This window comes from Aquimarina sp. AU474 (assembly GCF_900312815.1).
GTDB lineage: Bacteria > Bacteroidota > Bacteroidia > Flavobacteriales > Flavobacteriaceae > Aquimarina.
This window is the reverse complement of record NZ_OMPE01000006.1, coordinates 156,130-178,121: the sequence shown is the minus strand read 5'-3', so window position 1 is coordinate 178,121 and position 21,992 is coordinate 156,130. Positions and strand designations below refer to the sequence as shown.

The window sequence follows — 21,992 nt, the reverse complement described above, 5'->3', positions numbered from 1 at the left end:
GCTTAATTTTTTACAATTATTTTTCTAGGAGGTTGAGTAGGACGTTTCAACCCCTTCTGAGTCATTTTTTTAATAATTGAAGACTCCATCTTTAACCTCATTAACTCTGTTTTTCCGTCGACAAACTGCGTTCTCAATTCTCTTACTTCATTATTTAATCTTGCAATCTCGTGCACTTTACTCTCTGCGTTATGAGAACTAGCGATCATTACGATTGCCAAAAAAGAAAGAAACAACAGCATTCTCCAGTTCTTCATTGCATCATCTGCAATAAGAAACTTACCTTTTAATATGTCATATACCGTTTGTTTCAAATTTTTGCAGCTATCCTTAGTTTAGCACTTCGTGCTCTATTATTCGCTTTTATCTCTTCATCAGATGGAACAACTAACCCTCCTACTTTTTTGAATGGCACAGTCACATTACCATATAGATCTTTTTCGGGCTCTCCTTCAAACATCCCATTTCTTATAAATCTTTTCACCAATCTATCTTCTAATGAGTGGTATGATATCAAGCTTATTCTTCCCTCAGGTTCCAAGAGCCCCGTTGTTTGTTCCAAAAATTCTTTAAGCGCTTCTATTTCTTGATTTACCTCTATTCTTATAGCTTGATAAATCTGAGCCAAAATCTTATGCTCTTTATGTTTTGGCAAAAATGGCTTCAAAACTTCTTTTAACTCTGAACTTGTCTTTATATGTTCTGTTTCTCTAGCTGCTACTATTGTTCTTGCTAATTTGGGAGCATTCCGCAGTTCTCCATATTGCAAAAACATTGCTCTCAAATCAGATTCATCGTACTCATTAATCACGTTGTAAGCCGATAATTCTTTATTTTGATTCATCCTCATGTCTAAATCACTCTCGAAACGTGTTGAAAAGCCTCTTTCAGCAACATCGAACTGATGAGAGGAAACCCCAAAATCACCCAAAATCCCATCTACTTTACGAATCCCATGAAACCTTAAGAATCGCTTAATAAACCTAAAGTTTTCATTGATTAAAGTAAATCGATCATCTTGTATAGCATTATCTAAAGCATCCAGATCTTGATCAAAAGCATATAACTTACCATTCACCCCAAGTCTTTTAAGAATTTCTCTAGAATGTCCTCCTCCTCCAAATGTCACATCGACATACACCCCATCAGGCTTAATAGCCAAACCATCTACGGTTTCCATCAATAAAACTGGATTATGGTACTCGGTTTGTTTCATCATCTACTTTCTTATCTTGTCTAACCTATTTATAAAGAATAGGGTGAAATATCCACCACTCAAATCAACTAGAAAAATGTTTTATTCTTGCTCGTTTTCATCATCAAAGCCCATTACTTCTTCGGCCAAATCAGCAAAATCAAGAGCAACATCATCAATAGCTTTTTCATATTGATCTTTGTCCCAAATTTCGATTATATTAACAGCAGAAGACAATACTAGCTCTTTTGTAATACCCGCAAATCCCACTAAATCTTTTGGAATCAAAAGACGACCAGCAGCATCTATTTCGACTACTTTTACACCAGCAGTGAACCTTCGAATAAAATCATTGTTTTTCTTTTTAAAGCGATTAAGCTTGTTGATTTTTTGCATCAATAAGTTCCATTCTTGCATCGGATATAACTCTAAACAAGCCTGAAACACTGACCTTTTTAACACAAAACCATCTTGTAATACAGACGAGAGCTGCTTCTTAAAAGCAACAGGCATCATGAGACGTCCCTTAGCGTCTGCCTTGCACTCGTATGTACCAATAAGATTTACCACTTTGTTTTCCCTATAGGTTTAATTAGTCAAATATATTGAAAAAATTACCACTTTTTACCACAATTTACCACATTGTTAATAAGTTGTCTCTCAAAAAAGGTGTTCACGAAGGTTAAATGCTTTAAAAAATTGTCTATCAGCATCCTAGCCAAAAGCCAATTAATTCATTGTTTCCGACGATTAAAGATTTATATTATGCGCTAGAAAAAGAATTATAAAAATTCATTCTGTAGTATTAATAAAAAATCCCCAAACTAATTATGAAAATGCTATATTTGCTTTAATTCTTGTAAGAAGTATTAATGGAGCACGAATTAAAAAAAGACGGAAAATTTAGTTATCTGGATTCAGGAGAAGGTACACCAATAATCATATTACATGGGTTAATGGGGGGCTTGAGTAACTTTGAAGGCGTAAATTCTTACTTCCCTCAAAAAGGTTACAAAGTTTTGATTCCTGAGCTTCCTGTCTACTCTTTACCGCTAATAAAAACTAAGGTAAGCACTTATGCAAAATACCTTAAGGACTTTATAGATCATTTAGGTTACGGAGATAAAGAAGTAATTCTTCTTGGTAATTCTCTTGGGGGGCATATTGCTCTTTTGTGCACAAAAATGTATCCGGAAAAAGTAAAAGGACTTGTTATCACAGGTAGTTCTGGCCTTTATGAAAGTGCAATGGGCGAAAGTTATCCAAAACGTGGGGATTATGAATACATCAAAGCCAAAGCTGAAAATGTGTTTTATGATCCAGCTATTGCCACAAAAGAAATCGTGGACGAGGTATACGCCACCGTTAATGATCGTAATAAACTGATAAGAACTTTGGCTATTGCCAAAAGTGCGATTCGCCACAATATGGCTAAGGATCTCCCAAAGATGGAAACCCCAACTTGTATTATATGGGGTAAAGACGACAATGTTACTCCGCCCGAAGTTGCAGATGATTTTAATCGTTTATTGCCAGATTCTGATCTTTATTGGATAGATAAATGTGGCCATGCTGCAATGATGGAACATCCTGATGAATTTAACAAGTTGCTGCATAGTTGGCTACAAGAACGAAATTTCTAATTATAACATCGTATTATGAAAATTAGCAGCGCTGAATTTGTGATGAGCAACAGCGATGTGGCCAAATGCCCAAAAGACAAATTACCAGAATATGCCTTTATTGGCAGATCTAATGTTGGAAAATCTTCATTGATCAATATGCTGACTAATCGAAAAAGTTTGGCAAAAACCTCTGGTAGGCCTGGAAAAACACAGTTAATCAATCATTTTGTTATTAACAAAAATTGGTTTTTGGTAGATCTTCCAGGTTATGGATATGCACGTGTTTCTAAATCTGCAAAAAAAGTATTTCAAAAATTTATAACCGCTTATTTTGTCAAACGTACGCAATTAGTAGCTGCCTTTGTACTAGTAGATTGCAGGCACGATCCACAAAAAATAGATTTAGAATTCATGCAATGGTTAGGAGAAAATCAAATTCCTTTTTCGATTGTTTTCACCAAAGCAGACAAACTTTCAAAAAATAAACTCCCTGTTCAGATAGAAGCCTACACCACCAAAATGTTAGAGTATTGGGAAGAAATGCCAAATTATTTCATCACCTCTTCATCTTCGGGGTTAGGCAAAGAAGAAGTTCTAAATTACATTAATGACATTAATCATCAACTCAAAACTTCTTAGTCAAGATTTCCTTTTTAAGTTTTTTGATAAACTCTTCTATAGATCCTATTGACGCCAGTTTTTGAGCATCAAAAAGTATAATCGGGTCGTTATCATCTTGTAATTCAAGAATTATTGGAAAAACATACTTATCAAGATTTGAATACTTCTTTACAAACGCATCTTTATAGATAAACACAAAACCAACATCTGAGTTTTCTTTAAAATTTTTCCAGATTTTTTTTTCAGAAAAATTCCCATGAGTAAGAGCACAAAGATCACAATTATATGTAGATGGGCTCAACATTTTATGAGCTAAATCCAATGATTTACTCCACACATCTGATTTTGCGTTATATACAAAGATTACTGTTCTACTCAAATTTTCGATTTTTGAATATTAGTCAGCATACTTCCAAAAACATTTCAAATCACCCCTGCTTTAACTCCAATTTTTCTGCAAAATAATCACAAAAATCTTTCATTGTCGCAGTCATTTTATCATCTTGAGTTGCCCGATGAAATGTATCACTCATTGCTACTAATGTTTGATGAAAAAAGATTTTCATTTCATCTACAGGCATATCTTTGGTCCATAGATCAATTCGTAAACTTTCTTTATTTTTACTATCCCATACAGATAACAACAATGCCTTCGTTTCTTCATTTTCTACTCCACCATCTTTTGCTGTCCATTTTAGTTGTTCGGGGATTCGGTTTTCATCTAATTCTATATCAATTTTAATTTCTGATGTATGTTCACTTGCCATTATCGTGCGGGTTTATATTTTGATTCATTAAAAATCGTTTCGGCATCTGCCACTAATAATTGGCGCAAAGATACATTGTTATTTTTCATATACGACGTTACAATCTGCCAACCTATAAATTGCCCCACTCTATCTGGAGCTTCTTTATCGATTTCTTCAAGATAAAACTTAGAAAAAGGACCTGGATATAAAAATCTTGGCATAAGATTACTTTCTGTACTATACAATAATTGACGATCCACAAAGTACCTCCAAATCTCTTCTTCGTTCTCTACAACCCAATTATATTGCTCTTCGAAATAGCCCATTTTTCGAGCGTTTGCCATATCCGGTAATAACAAATCTTTAATATAAAGTTCTTTTCCAAAAGATATAAGATTCCCCAAAAATGTTCGATCTCTAATAGGTCCCACCAAGTTCTTAGCATACATTGAAGCTACATCTGGCACAAGTTGCTCTCTCTCGAAATTCTGTTTCAAATATTTTTGTATTCCTTCATAAAATCTATGGTCTTTTCCCAAGTATGTATCCAAAGAAATAATTAACAACCCTTTAGAAAGAACCACTTTATTGTGATAATCTACATCTGATGTAATAGTTATTATTCTTGGTTCTTTAATTTCGGGGAAATAAAATTTAATATGTTGAAATAACGAATGAAGCTCTTCTTCTTCTACAGAAAGATCAAAAAAGGTCTTGCCTATTTCCTGATTGATTTCTTGCTGGATAGTATCCTTAGTTTTATTTATCCATACGCTATCCGCATATTTTGCCGAAAACAAAAAAGGGTAACTCTTTTTCAAATCAGGTAAATTCTTTTCTGTCACTTCAGAAAATAACTTATCAAAACGTTCTATATTTATTTCTACAGGAACTTTTGCTACCTCACTCTTTATTTTATTATCATTCCCACAAGAGCATAATAAACAAAAAATCATCATTAATTTTAAATATTCAATACTTTTCGTCATCTGAGTATAAGATCTTTTTAAATAATTTCTATTCCTATAGAACGCCATCTTTTTTTATTAATTTTATACCACAAAGGTAATACAACATATTTCGAATTACTAAACATTACTTTTGAGGGTATACGCTTGAAATGACATTCATTTTTAACACGTATTTTCTTCAATTTTTAACAATTATACTAAATACAACAACATGCAAACAGAAAAAGTAATTGACCATATCACTAATTGGCTAAAAGAATATGCCACCAAAGCAAATATAGAAGGTTTTGTAGTTGGTGTAAGTGGCGGAATTGATAGCGCGGTTACTTCTTCATTATGTGCAAAAACAGGATTAAAAACATTATGTGTTGAGATGCCGATTCATCAAGCTCAAAGTCAAGTAACAAGAGCCCAAGAACATATTGCACAATTAAAAGAAAGGTTTTCTAACGTATCTGACACAAGAGTAGATCTTACTCCTGTATTTGAAGAATTCAAATCTTCTGTACCTGATGCAGAATCAAGTTCTCAACTTGATTTATCCCTTGCGAATACCAGGGCAAGATTAAGAATGACCACATTATATTATTTTGCTGGTCTACACAAATATTTAGTAGCAGGTACTGGTAATAAGGTTGAAGATTTCGGAGTTGGTTTTTATACTAAATATGGTGACGGAGGTGTTGATCTGAGTCCAATCGCGGATTTAATGAAAAGCGAAGTTTATACTATAGGCAAATCTTTAAAAGTACCCCATGATATTCAAATAGCCGCACCTACTGATGGATTATTCGGAGATAGCAGAAGTGATGAAGATCAAATCGGAGCTTCGTATGACGAATTAGAATGGGCAATGAAAATGAAAGCTGAAGGTAAAACTACAGGAGACTTTTCTGGAAGACATCAAGAAGTATTTAAAATTTTTACTCGACTAAATACCGTAAATCAGCATAAAATGAATCCCATACCTGTCTGTAAAATACCCGTTAATCTATTATAACCAACACTTTATCGATAAAGTAACAAAAAAAAGTTTACGAGGAATAGTTCTTAGTAATTTTGCACAAAGATTAAAAATTACCCCTAGCCTAAGAATGTTAAAATCTTAAAATTAAAATAACAATCGTAAACAAGAATGACAACCGTACTAATCGCTGATCATCATCCAATTACTAGGAAAGGGATCGTTTCTTTATTTCGCCACTCAGAAGATTATGAGATTACTGGCAAAGTAAGTAATGGAAACGAAATGTATGATGTGCTCAAATCGGATACCCCTGATGTACTTATCATGGAGTTAGACCTTCCACAAATCAATGGAATAATGGCCCTAAGGACCATTAAAAAAGAATTTACTGGAATAAAAGTAATTATTTTTAGTTCTCATCCAGAAGAAATGTATGCGTTAAGTGCTATAAAAGCTGGCGCATCTGCTTATTTATCTAAAACAGTACCTACTAAAACCTTGAAAAAGGCAATCGAACGTGTAGCAAGAGGTGGAATATACTTAAATGACAATCTTACTCAACAATTAGCAAATGGAAATGCTAATGAGAATAATATGGTTGTGAAGTACAAGAAACTTTCATCTCGAGAAATAGAAGTTCTTAATTTACTTTCCTCTGGTAAGCGAAATAAGGATATCGCAACTACATTATCGATTAACGAAAAAACAGTAAGTACATATAAAACACGCTTATTGAAAAAGCTTAAAGTTGATAATCTTGCAGATTTAATTCATCAATCAAGATTATTGCATATAAGTTAAATCACGCGGTTTAGCTTTCTATACAATAATTTCTTGAGGATTTGATAATCTCTAATATCTTCTAAGACATTCATATTGCTTTCAATATTCTGAGCTTTCATTTCTTGTGAAAGCTCTTTTATTTTTTGATCGATTAAAAACCCTCTTAAACTTAGAATTATATTGTTTACATATTCTGCTATAGAATCTGTTTTTTGTTTTACATGAATTTCCATATCCACCCATCTATGAAGTTCATAACGCTCTTCTCTCATCATGATTTCTGTAATCTCTGATGCTATTTCGGGTTGGATTTTGTTGATAAAACTTTCAATTTTAAACTCATCTACTTGATGCAACTCTTCGATCAAAATCGCGTATATATCTTTAAAAACTTGATCTGTAAATTCAATCTCATCATCCTGCAAGTCTAGATATATCTTTTCAAAAACTTTTATTTTGTGTATTTCTGGTTCTAAAACAAGCTCCCCCTCTTCGTTCTCTTTCATGATCAAATCTTCAAACTCTTCCTCCTGTACACCATATATGAGCAAAGCTTTTATGATATGCCGTTCTAATACATATTGTCTATTTACTTTAGGTTGTTTCTGAGTTTCAGTTTTTACAACTTCTAATGGCTTTTGTTCCTTTTTTTGTTGTTTACGCTGATCTTTGAGATCTACATTGCGTAACTGAGCAAGAGTATCGAACAAGACGTCTTCAGAAATATCCATAATTCTTGAACATTCTCTTACATAAACTTCTCGTTTAATGACATCTGGGATTTTAGCAATACTCGTTACCATATCCCTTATTAATTCTGCTTTCTTTATGGGATCATCCTTAGACTCTTGTTGTAACAAAGAAGCTTTAAAACTAATGAAATCCTGAACATTTTCATCTAGATAGCTAGATAGCTCTTCAAAAGTATTTTGTTTTGCAAAACTATCTGGATCTTCTCCATCTGGAAAACTACAAACCTTTACATTCATCCCTTGTTCAAGGATGAGATCTATCCCACGTATTGATGCGCGCATCCCGGCAGCATCGCTATCAAATAACACCGTTACGTTTTTAGTAAGCCTACTTATTAATCGAATTTGATCTGCAGTCAATGCTGTCCCTGAAGAAGAAACAACATTTTTTACTCCTGTTTGATTAAACTGAATAACATCTGTATACCCTTCTACCAAATAACAATTGTCCTCTTTTGCAATAGATTGCTTAGCATGATAGATACCATAAAGCACCTTACTTTTATGATAAATATCACTTTCGGGTGAATTAAGATATTTGGCTGTCTTTTTTTCATTGGTAAGTATTCTACCCCCAAAACCTAATACTCTCCCAGACATTGATTGTATCGGAAACATTATCCGCCCTTTAAAACGGTCAAATTGTTTTTCTTCTCTAACAACAGTAAGACCTGTTTGTTCTAAATATTTTAATTGATATCCTTTTTTAATCGCCTCTGAGGTAAGGGCCTCCCAAGTATCTGGAGAATATCCTAAATTAAATTTTTTGATTGTTTCTTCGGTAAATCCACGTTCTTTGAAATAGGTTAACCCAATAGCTTTTCCTTGTTCTGTTTTATGTAATGAATTTTGAAAAAATGTACTTGCAAACTCACTAACCAAATACATACTTTCTCGTTCATCTGCTTGTTGTTTTTGCTCATCGGTTTGCTCAGTTTCCTCAACTTCAATATTATATTTTTTGGCTAAATATTTTATTGCCTCAGGGTAAGTAAAATGCTCATGTTCCATTAAAAAGGCAACAACATTACCTCCTTTACCACTGGAGAAATCTTTCCATATTTGTTTTACAGGAGATACCATGAAAGAAGGTGTCCTTTCTTCACTAAAAGGACTTAATCCCTTAAAATTACTCCCTGCTTTTTTTAATTGCACAAAATCCCCTATTACTTCTTCTAAACGAGCAGTTTCAAAAACAGCTTCTATAGTGGATTTATGGATCATATAATGGTTTCTAAATAATTATTACTGCAGCAAAAATAATATAATTCTTTAGACACACTCTTATTAGGTTATAGAATAAAAAAACCTGATGGGTTTTAAGACCCACCAGGCTTTTCACATATACTATTAAATCGTTATTAACGCGTTTATTATAAAATTACTCTACTGTGAATTTTCTTGTCACCATAACTTCTGGACCTGTAATTCTTGCAAAGTAAGTTCCTGCTGGAAATGCACTAACATTAATTTGAGAATCGGCACCTTGATATACTCTTTGACCATACATTGAGAAGATCTCAACACTTTCTAAAGGAGTTTTACCAACAGAAATATTCAAGAAGTTTTTAGCAGGCACTGGATGTACCATAAACAATTTTTGATTTGCATCCAGATCTGTTAATGGATAAGTATCTACAGTTCTAGCATCTCCTTCGATACAGAAGTCTGTTGTTTCTGAACTTCCAAACTCTCCTCCTGATACTATTGTACCTGAACTACTTGATAATGTGTACGAACCATTACCAAATCCACAACACATACCATCTCCAAATGAATCAGACATTGTAAAAGTATATGCTCCAGCTGCTAGTCCACTGATTGTTTCAGTAACTGTTGATCCATCTGGATTAGCTGTTGAGTAGCTTTCCGAAGCAACAGTTGCACCACCACCATCAGTTACTGCCCAAGAAGTTTCTTGAGGGTAGTTATCAAATGTAATACTTAACGTTAAATCTCCTGAAGCACAATTTCCTCCTGGATCTCCTGTAGTTGTAAGTGATATAGCATCTATTGCTGCATCAGCTCTCCATGTGTTTCCAGTTAAACGGTTAAATCGTAATTGCAATCCAGAACCTACATAAGCAGCAAGATCTACAGTAGCAGTTTGCCAAGAATTCCCTTGGTTTCCACTTCTATTCCAAATGCTTGTCCATGTTACTCCCTCATCATTACTAGCCTCAAGATCAAGAGATCCAAAATTAGCAGCTCCAAACATATGATATTGGAACGAGAATGTTGCTGATGTTGCTCCTCCTAAATCTAAACAAGGAGAATTAAGAATTGCACGTTTGTTAGGGAATCCAGTACCGTTACCAGAAGCTTCTACATATAAGTAAAATGTTCCGTCTGCTGCGCTAGATGGTCCCGTATTTCTAGACGGCGTACCATTAGCATCTCTAGACCAGTCTAAATCGTCTCCAGAGTCTTGTGTCCAGTCTCCGATAGAACTTTCAAAGCTTTCGCTATACGGAGCAACAATTCCATTTATACATCCTGAAGCTTGCGGCGTAGTCACTCTAAGAGGAGCACTTGCTGCTGATTCGTTTCCAGCTGCATCTTTTGCCACTACCGTAAACTCATAAGTTGTTTGTTGAGTTAAACCAGTAATTGTTGCTGTAGTACCTGTAACAGTAGCAACTACAACTCCATCTTGTAATACGTCATATTCTGTAACTCCAACATTATCTGTAGAAGCGTCCCAAGTAATCGTAACTTGACTAGCTGCAAGATTTGACTCTACTAAATTAGCCGGAACTGATGGCGCCTGAGTATCAGGAGCTGATGTAGTTTCTGTTATAGTAGCACTTGCTGCTGATTCATTTCCTGCAGCATCTTTTGCTATTACAAAGAAATCGTACGATGTACTAGCACTCAGACCAGACACATCAAAAGTAGTGCCTGCAACTGTACCAACAACTGCTCCATCTTGATATATATCGTAACCTGTAACTCCTATATTATCTGTAGAAGCATCCCAAGTAAGCGTAAGAGAAGATTCTGTTACAGCAGAAGCCGCCAAATTAGTTGGCGCAGTAGGCGCTTCTGTATCTGGAGTATCTGGCTGTATTTTGAATGCCACTACGTGACTTCTTCTTACATTAGGAGAAGGTCCTTTCATATATTCTGCAATATGCCAAAAGGTCATATCATCTGTAGGATCTATAGTCATTTGACCATAATCACCATAACGTCCATCTCCTCTATTATTTTGACTATCTCCATCTGCAGAAACTTGCTCTGCAGCAGTCATAGTTCCTAGTGGATCGCTTGATAATCTTCCTGTATAACGTAAAGATGTAAATACACTGCTACTTACCACAGTATAAGCCAATCCGATATTACCTTGAGCATCTTGCGCAATACTTCCACAAAATGCACTTAAGCCATCAGGTTGCGTATATGTTCCTTCTTGGAAAATTGTCCAAGGTTGACCATCACCTGTTTGTCTAAGCTCATACCAACGAATACCAGCTAAACTATCTGTACCATCTAAGTCTACAACAAAGTTTAGTACCATAGAATTATGAGTTCCAAAACGACGATATTGAGTCATATACATCATTGTCGCTTGTAACGCATCAATATCAGGACCATTACCTGGCTCATCAAGGTTTTGGAAAGAACCTCCATCAAACACACTATCAAAAGGAGCGGTTGTGATTTCTTGAGGCTGTGAAATTGTTGAGTTTGCAGGAGTTGTCCAATCAACATTGGTCGTCCATACTTTTAAATGGTCATTAGATACTCCCGACCATGAATCATCTTGCAAGTAAATAATAGAATGCCCTACACCAACTGGTGGCAATGTAGTTCCTGTTGCATTTGATCCTCCTGGGCTATAAAACCCATTAGTTTGTGCTGCAGGTAGTGGAAATCCAATTAATCCAGCACTAGCATCACCTACTAACATTTTATCTCTATCTACAGCAAACACTACATCATTTGTAGTTGGATTATTTTGATCCTTATTTGCAGTAATATAATATCCATCACTCCAGATAGATAGTTTTTCATAATCTGGGAAAGAACCTGTATTAAATCGGTACGTAAACCAACCATCATTAACTGGGTCTGGTCCCTGACATACTGCGATCAAAAATCCATTTGGAGTATTACTAAACTCCATAATGATAAATCGATCTGCAAAGTTGTCGTATACTACAACTGGATCTCCTAGATCTTCTCCAGGAAATAATGTTGCCAATGAAGCTTCTGGCACCAAAACGTTTCCTGCTCTATCCAGAATACCAAATCCCGAATTAAATGCATAAACATAATGGTTAGGTCCTATAGCACCTGTTGCATCATTTAGCACTGTACCGATATGAGCATCAAAAGATGCTACTGGCGCAGTTACGGCCATTTTTGTAGCATTTTTTTGCTTCACAACAAGCGGGTCACCGCCAACTTGAGGAAATCCTTTTCCTGGTACAAAAGTATTACTTCCTTTTTGCTTTTCCGGAGCTACATGTCCATTTCCTTTAGCAGAAATAACGTTGTCCATTTGTGAGATAGCAGGTATGCTTCTCATATAAACCGCTTCGCCAACTGAGCTTGCTTTCATGGGTGTACCTTTTTGAGCGAAAAGCCCAAAACTGCAAAACATGAATAATGTTAAATAAAAGAATTTTGTTTTCATTTGCGTGAAATTTGGTTAATTGTTTGTGTGATTTAATTAGTATAAGCTTTTAATATTGAGTAAAGTTCTTAGAAAGACTTTGTGTAATAAAAATGATAATCTATTTAAAGTAAATGATGTGTAGAATTACTTCAGTAATGACTTGGTTAAATATAGAATAATTCATTTACAAACAAAAAAATATGTTGTCATAAAATACTTACAATCAAAAACTTACGCAAAAACCGTATTATTTTTAAGGATTTTGATTATTATTAAATATTTAACAAATTGTAATTTTTAGTATATTATTTAACAAAACTACAGTTCTAGATTAAACCAGCACATTACTAGGGTAATAGACATAATACGGCTCAGAAGATATAATTTGAACCTTTTTATCACAAAAAACAAAAGAACAATATCGCAATGATATCATTCTTTTATAGAAACAATTAGCTAACTCTTAATTAACACTTTGTAGGTATTTTTACCCTTTTCGTTTTTTCACTTTGAAGTCGCTTGGCTATTTCGTCGTATTTAGTAATCGATTAAAGGTCAAAACGTAATCCTAAGGACACATTATTTTGATCAATAACTGCATTTTTAAAGATTGGTGAGAGGTCATATTTGATATATAATGACATATCGCCAAAACCAACATAAGAACTTAATCCATAAATCAAATCACTCGTATTATAATCCCTTTTAATTTTATCCTTAACACGATCTCCGTTCTCCTTATATTTTAATTTTTGACGTGTACTAATATTAGCACCTACATAACCTCCAAGTCCTATTCTAAACTTACGTGCGGTATAATACCTAATACTCTTTTCTGTTTTTTTAACTCTTGAAGGTCCAAATTCGAAATGAACAGGTATAACAAGATTATCCATTCTGAACTTAGATTTATCTAATTCTAATCGAAACTCTTCTAACACAGTTTGATTTCCATTTTCAACAAAAACTCTATTGTCTGTAGGTTTTAGTCCATTAGAAGTATATGAAATTCCATATTTAAGCCTTAAAAAGTTCGAATTCTTAAAAACTCTTGTTTTCCAAGCCCATCCCAATTCAAAAAACCTACTCCCCGCGATTTTATAATCCGAATCATCTAATGATTGCCCATCTACAATGGCATTGTTGAGCCCAAAAGCAACCACCAAATTTGAAGTAGTACGTCTATCATACTTTATCTTTCTTTCTTTACCCGTGTTTATTCTAAGCCCCAGCAGCACATCGGCATTATCTTCTTTTGTACTAAGACCTATAAAAATATTACCTAGTTCGGTGTTTACATTTTCTATCCCATTACGCTCTAACAATGCTGTCTTATTATCTATAATTGCCAATCTGTTTTCTATATTAAGGGCATGCATTTTTGCTGCTTCCTCTTTTAATTTTTGAGCTTCCTCTAAGGTGATTTCATTTTCATCTAACCTTTTATTTATCGCTTCTACTTTCTTTTTTAATGCTTCTTTTTCATTGTCAATTATGTTTTCTTTTTGCTCTTTTAATTGTATAACTTTATCATTACCTGTATTTTCTTGAGCATTTAAAATTTGGACAAAAAATGTCATGGCCACCATTGTGGCTAGTGTAACTAAGGTCTTCATTATATGGATTTTTTTGATGTTCTGTATAGCCCCTCATAAAGAGGGGTTAAACAGATTTTGATTGATGAATAAATTTAATTTTCCCGTTCTGCTACAGCAGTTTTCACCTTTTGGAAACTAGTCTTAAGCGCTTCAAAAACTCGTTGCTTAAAGGTCTCATCAACTTCATTTTCTACTTCTTGTAAAAGTGCTGATGCATTTACTGTATTTGATTTAAATATTTCTTGTGATGTTATCTCTCTTTGGGCATTTCGTAATAACACATCAATTTCTTCTTCTGTTACTTCTTCATTATTGTTTTTCAACTCTTGAATTTGCGCTACTACACTTGCCACTTTATCTTCAACTATATCAGCACTTATTGGCAACTCCCCTTCTTTAACTATAGTTTTGGCAATCTCTTGTTTAGGTGGTGAAAATTTAAAGGTATCTTTTACTTTGGCTGCAATGCTAGTATTAATTTGATTTTTGGATGTATCATCTTCAGAAATCGGGTCATTGTTATGTACTACAATATCTTTTTTCGTGTTGCTTCTGAGTATGATATCCTTTTTTGTTTTATCAACCAAACGATCTTGATGTTTTTCCTTTACCTCTTGTTCTTGGGTATCATTTTCAAGAACAATTTCTAAATTATCCTTTTCTTGGATCTCGTTGGTGACATCAACAAACTGAGTGTCCTTATTGCCTGATACAGAATTCTGCCCTCTAAACATAAATGCTAATATCATAATTCCAACAAAAACTGCAGCAATACTGTACCATATGGTTTTATATCCTTTTCGAGCATGAGGTTGTTTATCTAATTGAGCTTCTAATCGCTTCCAAGAACCTACAGTAGGTTCGATAGCGCGCTGCTCAAGCTTCTCCTTTATCTTTTCTTCAAATTTCAATGGCGCCATTACTTATTTTATTTTGTTTGTTCAATTTTTGCTGTAGCATTTTTCTTGCTTTAAATAATTGTGATTTAGAGGTGCTTTCAGAAATCTCAAACATTTTAGCTATCTCGCTATGTTTGTATCCTTCTACAGCATATAACACAAACACCATTTTATATCCTTCAGGAAGACTATCAATCAATTCTTGAATCTGTTCTACTTCTAAATCCGAATTAATATTATTCCAGGATTCTTCTTTATAACTGGTCATCTCTTCGGTAAAAAAAATTTGTTTTTCTTTTCGTAAAAAAGAAATAGATTCATTAACCATAATTCTTCTTATCCAGCCTTCAAAACTTCCTTCAGATTTAAAATTTTTAATATTCATGAATACTTTCAGAAAACCACTCATCATTGCTTCTTCAGCAAAATGCACATCTCGTATATATTGCCTGCAAACACTTAACATTTTGGGCGAATATTTGGTATACAACTGCTGCTGAGCATCTCGATGCTGTTTTGCCGCTTTTTTAATGAGTTGAGCCTCGCTTTTATAAAACTGAATAACTTTCAATACTAAAAATTAATTGATTTAATCTTCTATCTACATAGACGCAATAAAAAACAAAATGGTTGTCTGAGAATTTAAAATTTTATTTTTAAGTTCATAAATTTAGAGTAAAAAAACAATCAATACGCTGATTTACAAATAAATACTTTTAAAATAAAAAAAATTATTTTTTTCTATCTATTACATAATCAACCATTAATTCAAGAGAAGACTTGTATTCAGAATCCGGATATTTGGCTAAAATGGATAATGCCTGGTCTTTAAATTGATGCATTATTGTAATTGCATATTCTAAACCGCCACTTTCTTTAACAAAACCGATCACTTCTTTAACTCTCTTTTTATCTTTATTGTGATTCTTTACCGAATTAATAAGCCATTTCTTTTTTTCGGTGGTACAATTATTAAGAGTGTAGATAAGTGGTAATGTCATTTTTTGCTCTTTGATATCGATACCGGTTGGTTTACCTATGGCAGCATCTCCATAATCAAAAAGATCATCCTTTATTTGAAAGGACATACCTATAAGTTCTCCAAACTTTCTCATATCTTCTACGTCTTTACTGTCTGGTGCTACAGAGCAAGCTCCCAAACTACAGCATGCAGCAATAAGAGTTGCTGTTTTTTGACGAATAATTTCATAGTAAATTTCTTCGGTAATATCAAGATTTCTTGCTTTTTCGATTTGAAGAAGTTCTCCTTCACTCATTTCACGAACAGCAACAGAAATGATTTTCAATAAATCAAAATCACCATAATCAATAGAAAGCAGCAATCCTTTAGACAAGAGATAATCCCCTACCAATACAGCGATTTTATTCTTCCAAAGAGCATTTATAGAAAAGAAACCTCTTCTGCGATTAGAATCATCCACCACATCATCATGAACCAAAGTAGCTGTATGAATAAGTTCTATGACTGAAGCTCCGCGATAAGTTCTTTCGTTTACCTCGCCTCCAGAAACCATTTTGGAAACCAAAAACACGAACATAGGTCGCATTTGCTTACCTTTTCGATTAACTATATAATGAGTAATCCTATTAAGAAGAGCGACCTTTGAAGACATTGATTCTGAAAACTTTTGTTCAAAAAGTTCCATTTCATCAATAATAGGTAGCTTTATTTGCTCTACAATTTTCAATACCTGACCCTAATTCTGATTTCTAAATTAGTACGAAGATAGTATAAATTGTTTGTTGTTTACCGCTAATATTGTTAATAAAGAAAAATCATGATTTATTTGCTAATTGCCCACAGGCTGCATCTATATCTTTTCCTCTACTTCTTCGCACATTTACAACAATGCCATTGGACTCTAATACATTAATATATTGATCTATTGCTTTATTAGAAGCTTGCTGAAATTCTCCATCATCAATTGGGTTATACTCTATTAAATTAACCTTACACGGTACGTAAGAACAAAATTCAAGAAGTGCATTTATATCTTCCTTTCTATCATTTATTTTATCCCAAACTACATACTCATAAGTGATTCTACTTTTTGTTTTGGAATACCAATATTCTAGAGATTCTCTTAAATCAGACAAAGGAAAATTTTCATTAAAGGGCATTATTGATGTCCTAACGTCTTCTATAGCCGAGTGTAAAGAAACAGCAAGTTTAAACCTTACCTCATCATCGGCCATTTTTTTTATCATTTTTGGAACTCCCGAAGTAGAAACTGTAATTCTTTTTGGAGACATCCCTAAACCTTCAGGGGATGTTATTTTATCTATTGCCTTAAGGACATTATTATAATTCATTAGAGGTTCTCCCATACCCATAAAGACAATATTAGATAAGGGGCGATTATGATACAACCTACTTTCTTTATCTATTGCCACTACTTGATCATAGATCTCGTCTGGATTAAGGTTTCTCATTCTTTTAAGTCGAGCAGTAGCACAAAATTTACAATCCAGACTACATCCAACCTGAGATGAAACACAAGCGGTAGTTCTTGAAGGTGTAGGAATAAGAACAGATTCGACAATTAACCCATCATGCAACCTTACAGCATTCTTTATAGTGCCATCTTTACTACGTTGCATTGTATCTACTCTAATATGGTTAATCACAAAGTTCTCCTCTAGCATTTGCCGAGTTGCCAGAGAAATATTTGTCATATCGTCAAAACTATGTGCTCCTTTACTCCACAACCATTCGTAAACTTGATTACCTCTAAAAGCTTTATCTCCACTATCTTCAAAAAAGGATCGCAATTGATCTTTGGTAAGTGCTCTTATGTCTTTTTTCTTCATGCTCATACTTCTGCAAAAGTAAAAAGATAAAATGGTACTTCTATCGACATATTCTTCTTTATTCTATATAACTAAAAAAAACCCTAATAAGACTATTAGAGTTTTTATATATATTATTTCAAAAATTGAACTATTTATTCCTTTACTCTTTTCCATTCATGCGTTCCCTTACTTCCTTTGTATTTCACAAAGAGCACATCTTTACTATCCTCTTCAATCCACATCTGGCAATCTGAGATTTCTCCACTCCTAATGTTTGTAAATTTTCCTCCCGCATAACGATTATCTCCTTTGAGTTTAAGGTTTTTAATGATCACCAAACCTTCGACTTTTTGATTTTTATCATCTCCTTGACAATCGTAACACACATCATCTTTTTCTGAATGGCGTAACATTTCTACAATAGAACCAAAAAGTTTATCTTTTAACATATACATCTGAACGATGTTGATTGCCACTCCTGTTTTTTTATCATACGTCTTCCATTTTCCTAGCACAGGATTAGGTTCATAAGAAGCAAGTAAATTTTCTTTCAATTCTAAATCTACAGGGTTTTCTCCTAACCATATTTTAAATAGCGCCTTCTTAAATTCGGGGCTATTAATAGTACCAAGTAACTCTCTATTTTTAAAAACTGAAATGTTCCCTCCCTTAGTATGAACAATTTTAAAAATATCAAATTTATTTATTTTCTTGGGTAGAAGGCTTAAGAAATCTCGAATTTGGTTTTCTAATAGGTAACTATTACCATCTGTTGCCCTTTCCATTCCATTTCGAATAATATTTTTTAGTTCTGGGCCTGCAAAAGATGAAGTAACTTTTATGGTAATTGCCATATTATCATCTTTTTCTGCTACTCTAACACCATCGTCCACTCCATCTACTTCAAAATCAAGATACAACCCCATGGCATACATTTTTTCTCGTTGTCCCGCGCCATTAAGCATAAGTTCTGAGCCATCAAAAGTATCTACATCATTAAAGTGTACCGATCCCACTTTAGTCTGTGAAAAGGAGAAGGTTGTAGTAAAAATAATTACGTAATAAATTACTTTTTTCATGTTACAATTTGGGTTTAGTTCTAGGTTAACAATTCAGAACATACAAAAAACGATCCAATTCTATAAAAAGTCCTTTTATAAACAATATACAATATGATTTTTTCGACAAAATGCAATATTTATCGACAAAATACACTATGTTATATTACGGTAAAACCGTAATTTTTTGCGAAGGCGAAAATAGCATTTTTTTTACACAAAAAACATCTTAATCTCTTAATTTTTAAGAATATATAAAAAAAACCCTGTTTAAATATGTATTAAACAGGGTTGCGATTATGTTAATATTTTTTCTTAGATAATAAGCATAGCATCACCATAAGAATAAAATTTATACTTCTCTTTTACAGCTTCTTCATAAGCTTCCTTAATAAAATCATGACCAGCAAATGCAGAAACCATCATTAACAAAGTAGATTTTGGTGTATGAAAATTAGTAATCATACAATTTGCAATACTAAAATCATACGGAGGAAAAATAAATTTATTGGTCCACCCTCTAAATTCGTTTAAGGTTCTTTCTGAAGACACGGAGCTCTCTAGAGCTCTCATCACCGTAGTCCCAACCGCACATATCTTATTTTTATTCTCTATACCAGAATTAATGATATTTGCAGCATGAGCTGTAACATAAGCTTCTTCGCTATCCATTTTATGTTTTGACAAATCTTCAACCTCAACTGGGTTAAAAGTTCCTAAACCAACATGCAATGTAATTTCGGCAAAATCTACACCTTTAATCTCCAAACGCTTCATTAAGTGTTTAGAAAAGTGTAATCCCGCAGTTGGAGCAGCTACCGCTCCTTCATTTTTGGCATATATAGTTTGGTACCTTTCTTCATCTTGAGGTTCTGTATCTCTTTTAATATACTTTGGCAATGGAGTCTCTCCAAGATCTGTAAGCTTTTGTCTAAACTCGTCATAAGATCCGTCATATAAGAAACGTAACGTACGCCCTCTTGATGTAGTATTATCAATAACTTCTGCCACTAAACTCTCATCATCTCCAAAATAAAGTTTGTTTCCAATACGTATTTTCCTTGCAGGATCAACAAGTACATCCCAAAGGCGTGTTTCAGAATTTAACTCTCGTAATAAGAACACTTCAATCCTAGCACCAGTTTTCTCTTTATTTCCATATAATCGAGCAGGAAAAACCTTAGTGTTATTAACCACCATAACATCATTAGGTTCAAAATAATCAATTAAATCTTTGAACTGCTTATGTTCGATAGTTTGTTCCTTTCTGTTAAGAACCATTAAACGAGATTCGTCCCTGTTTTCTGCCGGGTACTCTGCTAATAAATCTTGTGGAAGGTCAAAATTGAAATGTGATAACTTCATTCGTGTCTGTTTTTTTGAAGGTGCAAATATACGATCTCGTGATAGGCGTTGTCAAGTAAATCGAGATATATTTTATCTCTTATATAACAATTATCCTATAACATAGGAGTAGATGCCCCTTATAATGGTAAGTAGACCATTCATAAACCAGCTAAAGATTTTTTTAAACTATAAAGTTTTGAACCCCAATTGCTGCAAATCTGTCCAAAAATCTGGATATGATTTTGAAACTACATTAGCATCTTCTATATCCAAATTTGTTCTAAGCGCTAAGGGAGCAAAAGCCATAGCCATGCGATGATCATTATATGTTGCTATAGAAATCCCTTTATTGATTTGAGATGTAGGTAACAACCTCAAAGTATCCTGAGTGATTTGTATTTCTCCACCTAATTTCTCTATTTCGGCCTTTAATGCTTCAAGTCTATCGGTTTCTTTAATTTTTAAAGTATGTAACCCTGTAAGATAACATCCTATACTTAATCCAAAGCAAGTAACAACTATTGTTTGAGCAATGTCTGGAGAGTTTGATAAATCCAAACCTTCAGGGATCGCAACCGTACTATCCGGTATTTTTTTTAAAGTTATGTTTTGCTCTCCAAAAATGGTTTCTACTCCTAGGTTTTTATAAATTTCTACCAAGGCAGAATCTCCTTGATAGCTTTCTTTTTTATAACTCCCAATGGTTAGGGTTGCATTACTAGATAACGCCACAATACTATAAAAATAAGAAGCAGAACTCCAATCTGATTCTACAACCATATTTTTGGACAGACCTACTTTATTAGGTTCAATCGTAATAGTATTATTTTCAAATGTTCCCTGTACCCCAATATCCTCAAGTAAACTTAACGTCATTTTGATATAAGGAACTGATGTCACTTTTCCCAATAATGAAATTACTAAACCATTTGGTAGTGACGAAGCGATCAACATTAACGCTGAGATATATTGACTACTTACATTTGCTTGCAGCTCTACTCGATTTGATGTAGGTTTTTTTCCCATAATTTTTATGGGTGGGTATCCTATTTCTTTTTCGTAACCTATCTCGCAACCCAATTGTTTTAAAGCATCTACTAATATCTTAATAGGACGCTCTTGCATTCTTTTACTCCCAGTAAGTATAGTTTCTCTACCCTCTTGCACTGCAAAATAAGCTGTTAGAAAACGCATTGCCGTACCAGCATGATGGATATCCACAATAGTTTCATCACTAGTCAATGCCTTTTGCATTAATTGAGAGTCATCACTGTTAGATACATTATCAATATTTACATTGGGATACAATGCTTGTAAAAGTAATAACCTATTGGTTTCACTTTTAGAACCTGTTATCTGTAAAGTGTTATCCTTTAGATTCGAAATATGTTCTAATTTCAAATTCATCTTATCGATTTGATTTTTGTTTTCTTAATTCAAAGTAATACCCCATGATCATACCATAGAGGAGGCCACCTGCCAATCTAGATAGCAAATATCTCATCCACTGCCTATTTTCAATTCGTTCTTTCACAAAGGTATCTATATCTATTCCGCTATATTGCATAAAGTGCTCAATAACACTAAATATTACTATAAAACCTAAGCCTATATAAAGAACAGTGATCCAATATCTCTTGGAAGAAAGTATAGTCAAAAACATTATTTTAGTTTTTCATTATTATGGTGTCGATCATGATCTCTTTTGGTTTTGACATCTAATTTTTTATCAAAAGCCTCTTGAAGATTTACACCAGTCTGATTTGCAAGACAAAGCACAACAAACATTACATCGGCTAATTCTTCACCCAGGTCTTTACCTTTATCACTCTCTTTTTCACTCTGTTCTCCATAGCGTCTTGCAATAATTCGGGCCACTTCACCAACTTCTTCGGTAAGTTGTGCCATATTGGTTAATTCATTAAAATATCTTACTCCATGATTTTTGATCCAGTCATCGACTGCTTGTTGTGCATTTTGGATATTCAT

General features: G+C 33.7%; 22 protein-coding genes. 4 read left to right on the top strand and 18 right to left on the bottom strand.

Going from position 1 to position 21,992, the window contains the following annotated elements; translation table 11 throughout:
* Nucleotides 1-2: 2 nt before the first annotated feature.
* From DK508_RS05495 to mraZ, 3 genes are all read right to left on the bottom strand, one after another.
* Nucleotides 3-314, bottom strand: coding sequence for an FtsL-like putative cell division protein (locus tag DK508_RS05495; protein ID WP_109299745.1), 312 nt, complete (start codon nt 312-314; stop codon nt 3-5).
* Nucleotides 311-1,219 carry a 16S rRNA (cytosine(1402)-N(4))-methyltransferase RsmH gene (gene rsmH, locus DK508_RS05490; protein WP_109299744.1) on the bottom strand — a complete coding sequence of 303 codons (909 nt, stop codon included), beginning with the start codon at nt 1,217-1,219 and terminating at the stop codon, nt 311-313. The genes DK508_RS05495 and rsmH overlap by 4 nt, the downstream gene beginning before the upstream one ends.
* Nucleotides 1,220-1,297: 78 nt before the next feature.
* Entirely contained in the window at nt 1,298-1,765 is a 468-nt protein-coding gene (gene mraZ, locus DK508_RS05485; protein WP_109299743.1) for a division/cell wall cluster transcriptional repressor MraZ, read from the bottom strand.
* Nucleotides 1,766-2,067: 302 nt separating this feature from the next.
* On the opposite strand from mraZ, the gene DK508_RS05480 reads away from it, so the two are divergent.
* Together DK508_RS05480 and yihA are read left to right on the top strand one after the other, a co-directional pair.
* The gene (locus DK508_RS05480) at nt 2,068-2,838 is read left to right on the top strand and encodes an alpha/beta fold hydrolase (RefSeq protein ID WP_109299742.1); all 771 of its coding nucleotides are present in this window, start codon (nt 2,068-2,070) and stop codon (nt 2,836-2,838) included.
* A gap of 15 nt (nt 2,839-2,853) precedes the next feature.
* Nucleotides 2,854-3,459 carry a ribosome biogenesis GTP-binding protein YihA/YsxC gene (gene yihA, locus DK508_RS05475; RefSeq protein ID WP_109299741.1) on the top strand — a complete coding sequence of 202 codons (606 nt, stop codon included), beginning with the start codon at nt 2,854-2,856 and terminating at the stop codon, nt 3,457-3,459.
* On the opposite strand, the gene DK508_RS05470 is transcribed toward yihA, so the two are convergent.
* The 3 genes from DK508_RS05470 to gldB are packed head-to-tail and all read right to left on the bottom strand — an operon-like array spanning nt 3,446 to nt 5,179.
* Complete coding sequence (locus DK508_RS05470; protein WP_109299740.1) at nt 3,446-3,820, bottom strand: GTPase; 375 nt, start codon at nt 3,818-3,820, stop codon at nt 3,446-3,448. The two genes, yihA and DK508_RS05470, sit on opposite strands and share 14 nt — an antisense overlap.
* Before the next feature lie 49 nt (nt 3,821-3,869).
* Nucleotides 3,870-4,208 (bottom strand): gliding motility protein GldC, encoded by a 339-nt coding sequence (gene gldC / locus DK508_RS05465; RefSeq protein ID WP_109299739.1) that lies wholly within the window; start codon nt 4,206-4,208, stop codon nt 3,870-3,872.
* A complete protein-coding gene (gene gldB / locus DK508_RS05460) occupies nt 4,208-5,179 on the bottom strand; it encodes a gliding motility lipoprotein GldB (protein WP_109299960.1) in 972 nt (323 codons plus the stop codon). Before gldB ends, gldC begins: the two co-directional genes overlap by 1 nt.
* Before the next feature lie 193 nt (nt 5,180-5,372).
* Here gldB and nadE point away from each other — a divergent pair, with 193 nt between their 5' ends.
* Nucleotides 5,373-6,161 carry an NAD(+) synthase gene (gene nadE / locus DK508_RS05455; RefSeq protein WP_109299738.1) on the top strand — a complete coding sequence of 263 codons (789 nt, stop codon included), beginning with the start codon at nt 5,373-5,375 and terminating at the stop codon, nt 6,159-6,161.
* A gap of 135 nt (nt 6,162-6,296) precedes the next feature.
* Nucleotides 6,297-6,929 (top strand): response regulator transcription factor, encoded by a 633-nt coding sequence (locus DK508_RS05450; RefSeq protein ID WP_109299737.1) that lies wholly within the window; start codon nt 6,297-6,299, stop codon nt 6,927-6,929.
* Here DK508_RS05450 and dnaG read toward each other — a convergent pair.
* The 12 genes from dnaG to DK508_RS05395 all read right to left on the bottom strand — a co-directional run bounded on the left by dnaG (nt 6,926) and on the right by DK508_RS05395 (nt 21,992).
* Nucleotides 6,926-8,887, bottom strand: a complete 1,962-nt coding sequence (dnaG, locus tag DK508_RS05445; protein ID WP_109299736.1) for a DNA primase — start codon at nt 8,885-8,887, stop codon at nt 6,926-6,928. The two genes, DK508_RS05450 and dnaG, sit on opposite strands and share 4 nt — an antisense overlap.
* Before the next feature lie 157 nt (nt 8,888-9,044).
* Nucleotides 9,045-12,230 carry a fibronectin type III domain-containing protein gene (locus DK508_RS05440; RefSeq protein ID WP_160114571.1) on the bottom strand — a complete coding sequence of 1,062 codons (3,186 nt, stop codon included), beginning with the start codon at nt 12,228-12,230 and terminating at the stop codon, nt 9,045-9,047.
* A gap of 605 nt (nt 12,231-12,835) precedes the next feature.
* Complete coding sequence (locus tag DK508_RS05435) at nt 12,836-13,903, bottom strand: hypothetical protein (protein WP_109299734.1); 1,068 nt, start codon at nt 13,901-13,903, stop codon at nt 12,836-12,838.
* A gap of 74 nt (nt 13,904-13,977) precedes the next feature.
* Nucleotides 13,978-14,805 carry a hypothetical protein gene (locus DK508_RS05430; protein WP_109299733.1) on the bottom strand — a complete coding sequence of 276 codons (828 nt, stop codon included), beginning with the start codon at nt 14,803-14,805 and terminating at the stop codon, nt 13,978-13,980.
* A complete protein-coding gene (locus tag DK508_RS05425) occupies nt 14,786-15,355 on the bottom strand; it encodes an RNA polymerase sigma factor (RefSeq protein WP_109299732.1) in 570 nt (189 codons plus the stop codon). The genes DK508_RS05430 and DK508_RS05425 overlap by 20 nt, the downstream gene beginning before the upstream one ends.
* 160 nt (nt 15,356-15,515) lie before the next feature.
* The gene (locus DK508_RS05420) at nt 15,516-16,493 is read right to left on the bottom strand and encodes a polyprenyl synthetase family protein (protein WP_109299731.1); all 978 of its coding nucleotides are present in this window, start codon (nt 16,491-16,493) and stop codon (nt 15,516-15,518) included.
* An 88-nt stretch (nt 16,494-16,581) separates the two neighbouring features.
* Nucleotides 16,582-17,622 carry a 23S rRNA (adenine(2503)-C(2))-methyltransferase RlmN gene (gene rlmN / locus DK508_RS05415; protein ID WP_109299730.1) on the bottom strand — a complete coding sequence of 347 codons (1,041 nt, stop codon included), beginning with the start codon at nt 17,620-17,622 and terminating at the stop codon, nt 16,582-16,584.
* 128 nt (nt 17,623-17,750) lie between these two features.
* Entirely contained in the window at nt 17,751-18,677 is a 927-nt protein-coding gene (locus DK508_RS05410; RefSeq protein ID WP_109299729.1) for a chalcone isomerase family protein, read from the bottom strand.
* Between the two features lie 294 nt (nt 18,678-18,971).
* On the bottom strand, nt 18,972-20,021 hold the full coding sequence (gene queA / locus DK508_RS05405; RefSeq protein ID WP_109299728.1) for a tRNA preQ1(34) S-adenosylmethionine ribosyltransferase-isomerase QueA: 1,050 nt from the start codon (nt 20,019-20,021) through the stop codon (nt 18,972-18,974).
* 168 nt (nt 20,022-20,189) lie between these two features.
* Nucleotides 20,190-21,410 carry a 3-phosphoshikimate 1-carboxyvinyltransferase gene (locus DK508_RS05400; protein ID WP_109299727.1) on the bottom strand — a complete coding sequence of 407 codons (1,221 nt, stop codon included), beginning with the start codon at nt 21,408-21,410 and terminating at the stop codon, nt 20,190-20,192.
* A 1-nt stretch (nt 21,411) separates the two neighbouring features.
* Entirely contained in the window at nt 21,412-21,660 is a 249-nt protein-coding gene (locus DK508_RS21045; protein ID WP_160114570.1) for a hypothetical protein, read from the bottom strand.
* 5 nt (nt 21,661-21,665) lie between these two features.
* Nucleotides 21,666-21,992, bottom strand: a complete 327-nt coding sequence (locus DK508_RS05395) for a nucleotide pyrophosphohydrolase (RefSeq protein WP_109299726.1) — start codon at nt 21,990-21,992, stop codon at nt 21,666-21,668.

Coding starts and splice junctions, on each gene's coding strand:
- gldC (WP_109299739.1), bottom strand. CDS start 4,208: ATGGCAAGTGAACATACATCAGAAATTAAAATTGATATAGAATTAGAT.
- DK508_RS05395 (WP_109299726.1), bottom strand. CDS start 21,992: ATGAATATCCAAAATGCACAACAAGCAGTCGATGACTGGATCAAAAAT.
- rlmN (WP_109299730.1), bottom strand. CDS start 17,622: ATGAGCATGAAGAAAAAAGACATAAGAGCACTTACCAAAGATCAATTG.
- DK508_RS05400 (WP_109299727.1), bottom strand. CDS start 21,410: ATGAATTTGAAATTAGAACATATTTCGAATCTAAAGGATAACACTTTA.
- queA (WP_109299728.1), bottom strand. CDS start 20,021: ATGAAGTTATCACATTTCAATTTTGACCTTCCACAAGATTTATTAGCA.
- gldB (WP_109299960.1), bottom strand. CDS start 5,179: ATGACGAAAAGTATTGAATATTTAAAATTAATGATGATTTTTTGTTTA.
- rsmH (WP_109299744.1), bottom strand. CDS start 1,219: ATGATGAAACAAACCGAGTACCATAATCCAGTTTTATTGATGGAAACC.
- DK508_RS05410 (WP_109299729.1), bottom strand. CDS start 18,677: ATGAAAAAAGTAATTTATTACGTAATTATTTTTACTACAACCTTCTCC.
- DK508_RS05440 (WP_160114571.1), bottom strand. CDS start 12,230: ATGAAAGCAAGCTCAGTTGGCGAAGCGGTTTATATGAGAAGCATACCT.
- DK508_RS05430 (WP_109299733.1), bottom strand. CDS start 14,805: ATGGCGCCATTGAAATTTGAAGAAAAGATAAAGGAGAAGCTTGAGCAG.
- nadE (WP_109299738.1), top strand. CDS start 5,373: ATGCAAACAGAAAAAGTAATTGACCATATCACTAATTGGCTAAAAGAA.
- DK508_RS05450 (WP_109299737.1), top strand. CDS start 6,297: ATGACAACCGTACTAATCGCTGATCATCATCCAATTACTAGGAAAGGG.
- dnaG (WP_109299736.1), bottom strand. CDS start 8,887: ATGATCCATAAATCCACTATAGAAGCTGTTTTTGAAACTGCTCGTTTA.
- DK508_RS05435 (WP_109299734.1), bottom strand. CDS start 13,903: ATGAAGACCTTAGTTACACTAGCCACAATGGTGGCCATGACATTTTTT.
- DK508_RS05480 (WP_109299742.1), top strand. CDS start 2,068: ATGGAGCACGAATTAAAAAAAGACGGAAAATTTAGTTATCTGGATTCA.
- yihA (WP_109299741.1), top strand. CDS start 2,854: ATGAAAATTAGCAGCGCTGAATTTGTGATGAGCAACAGCGATGTGGCC.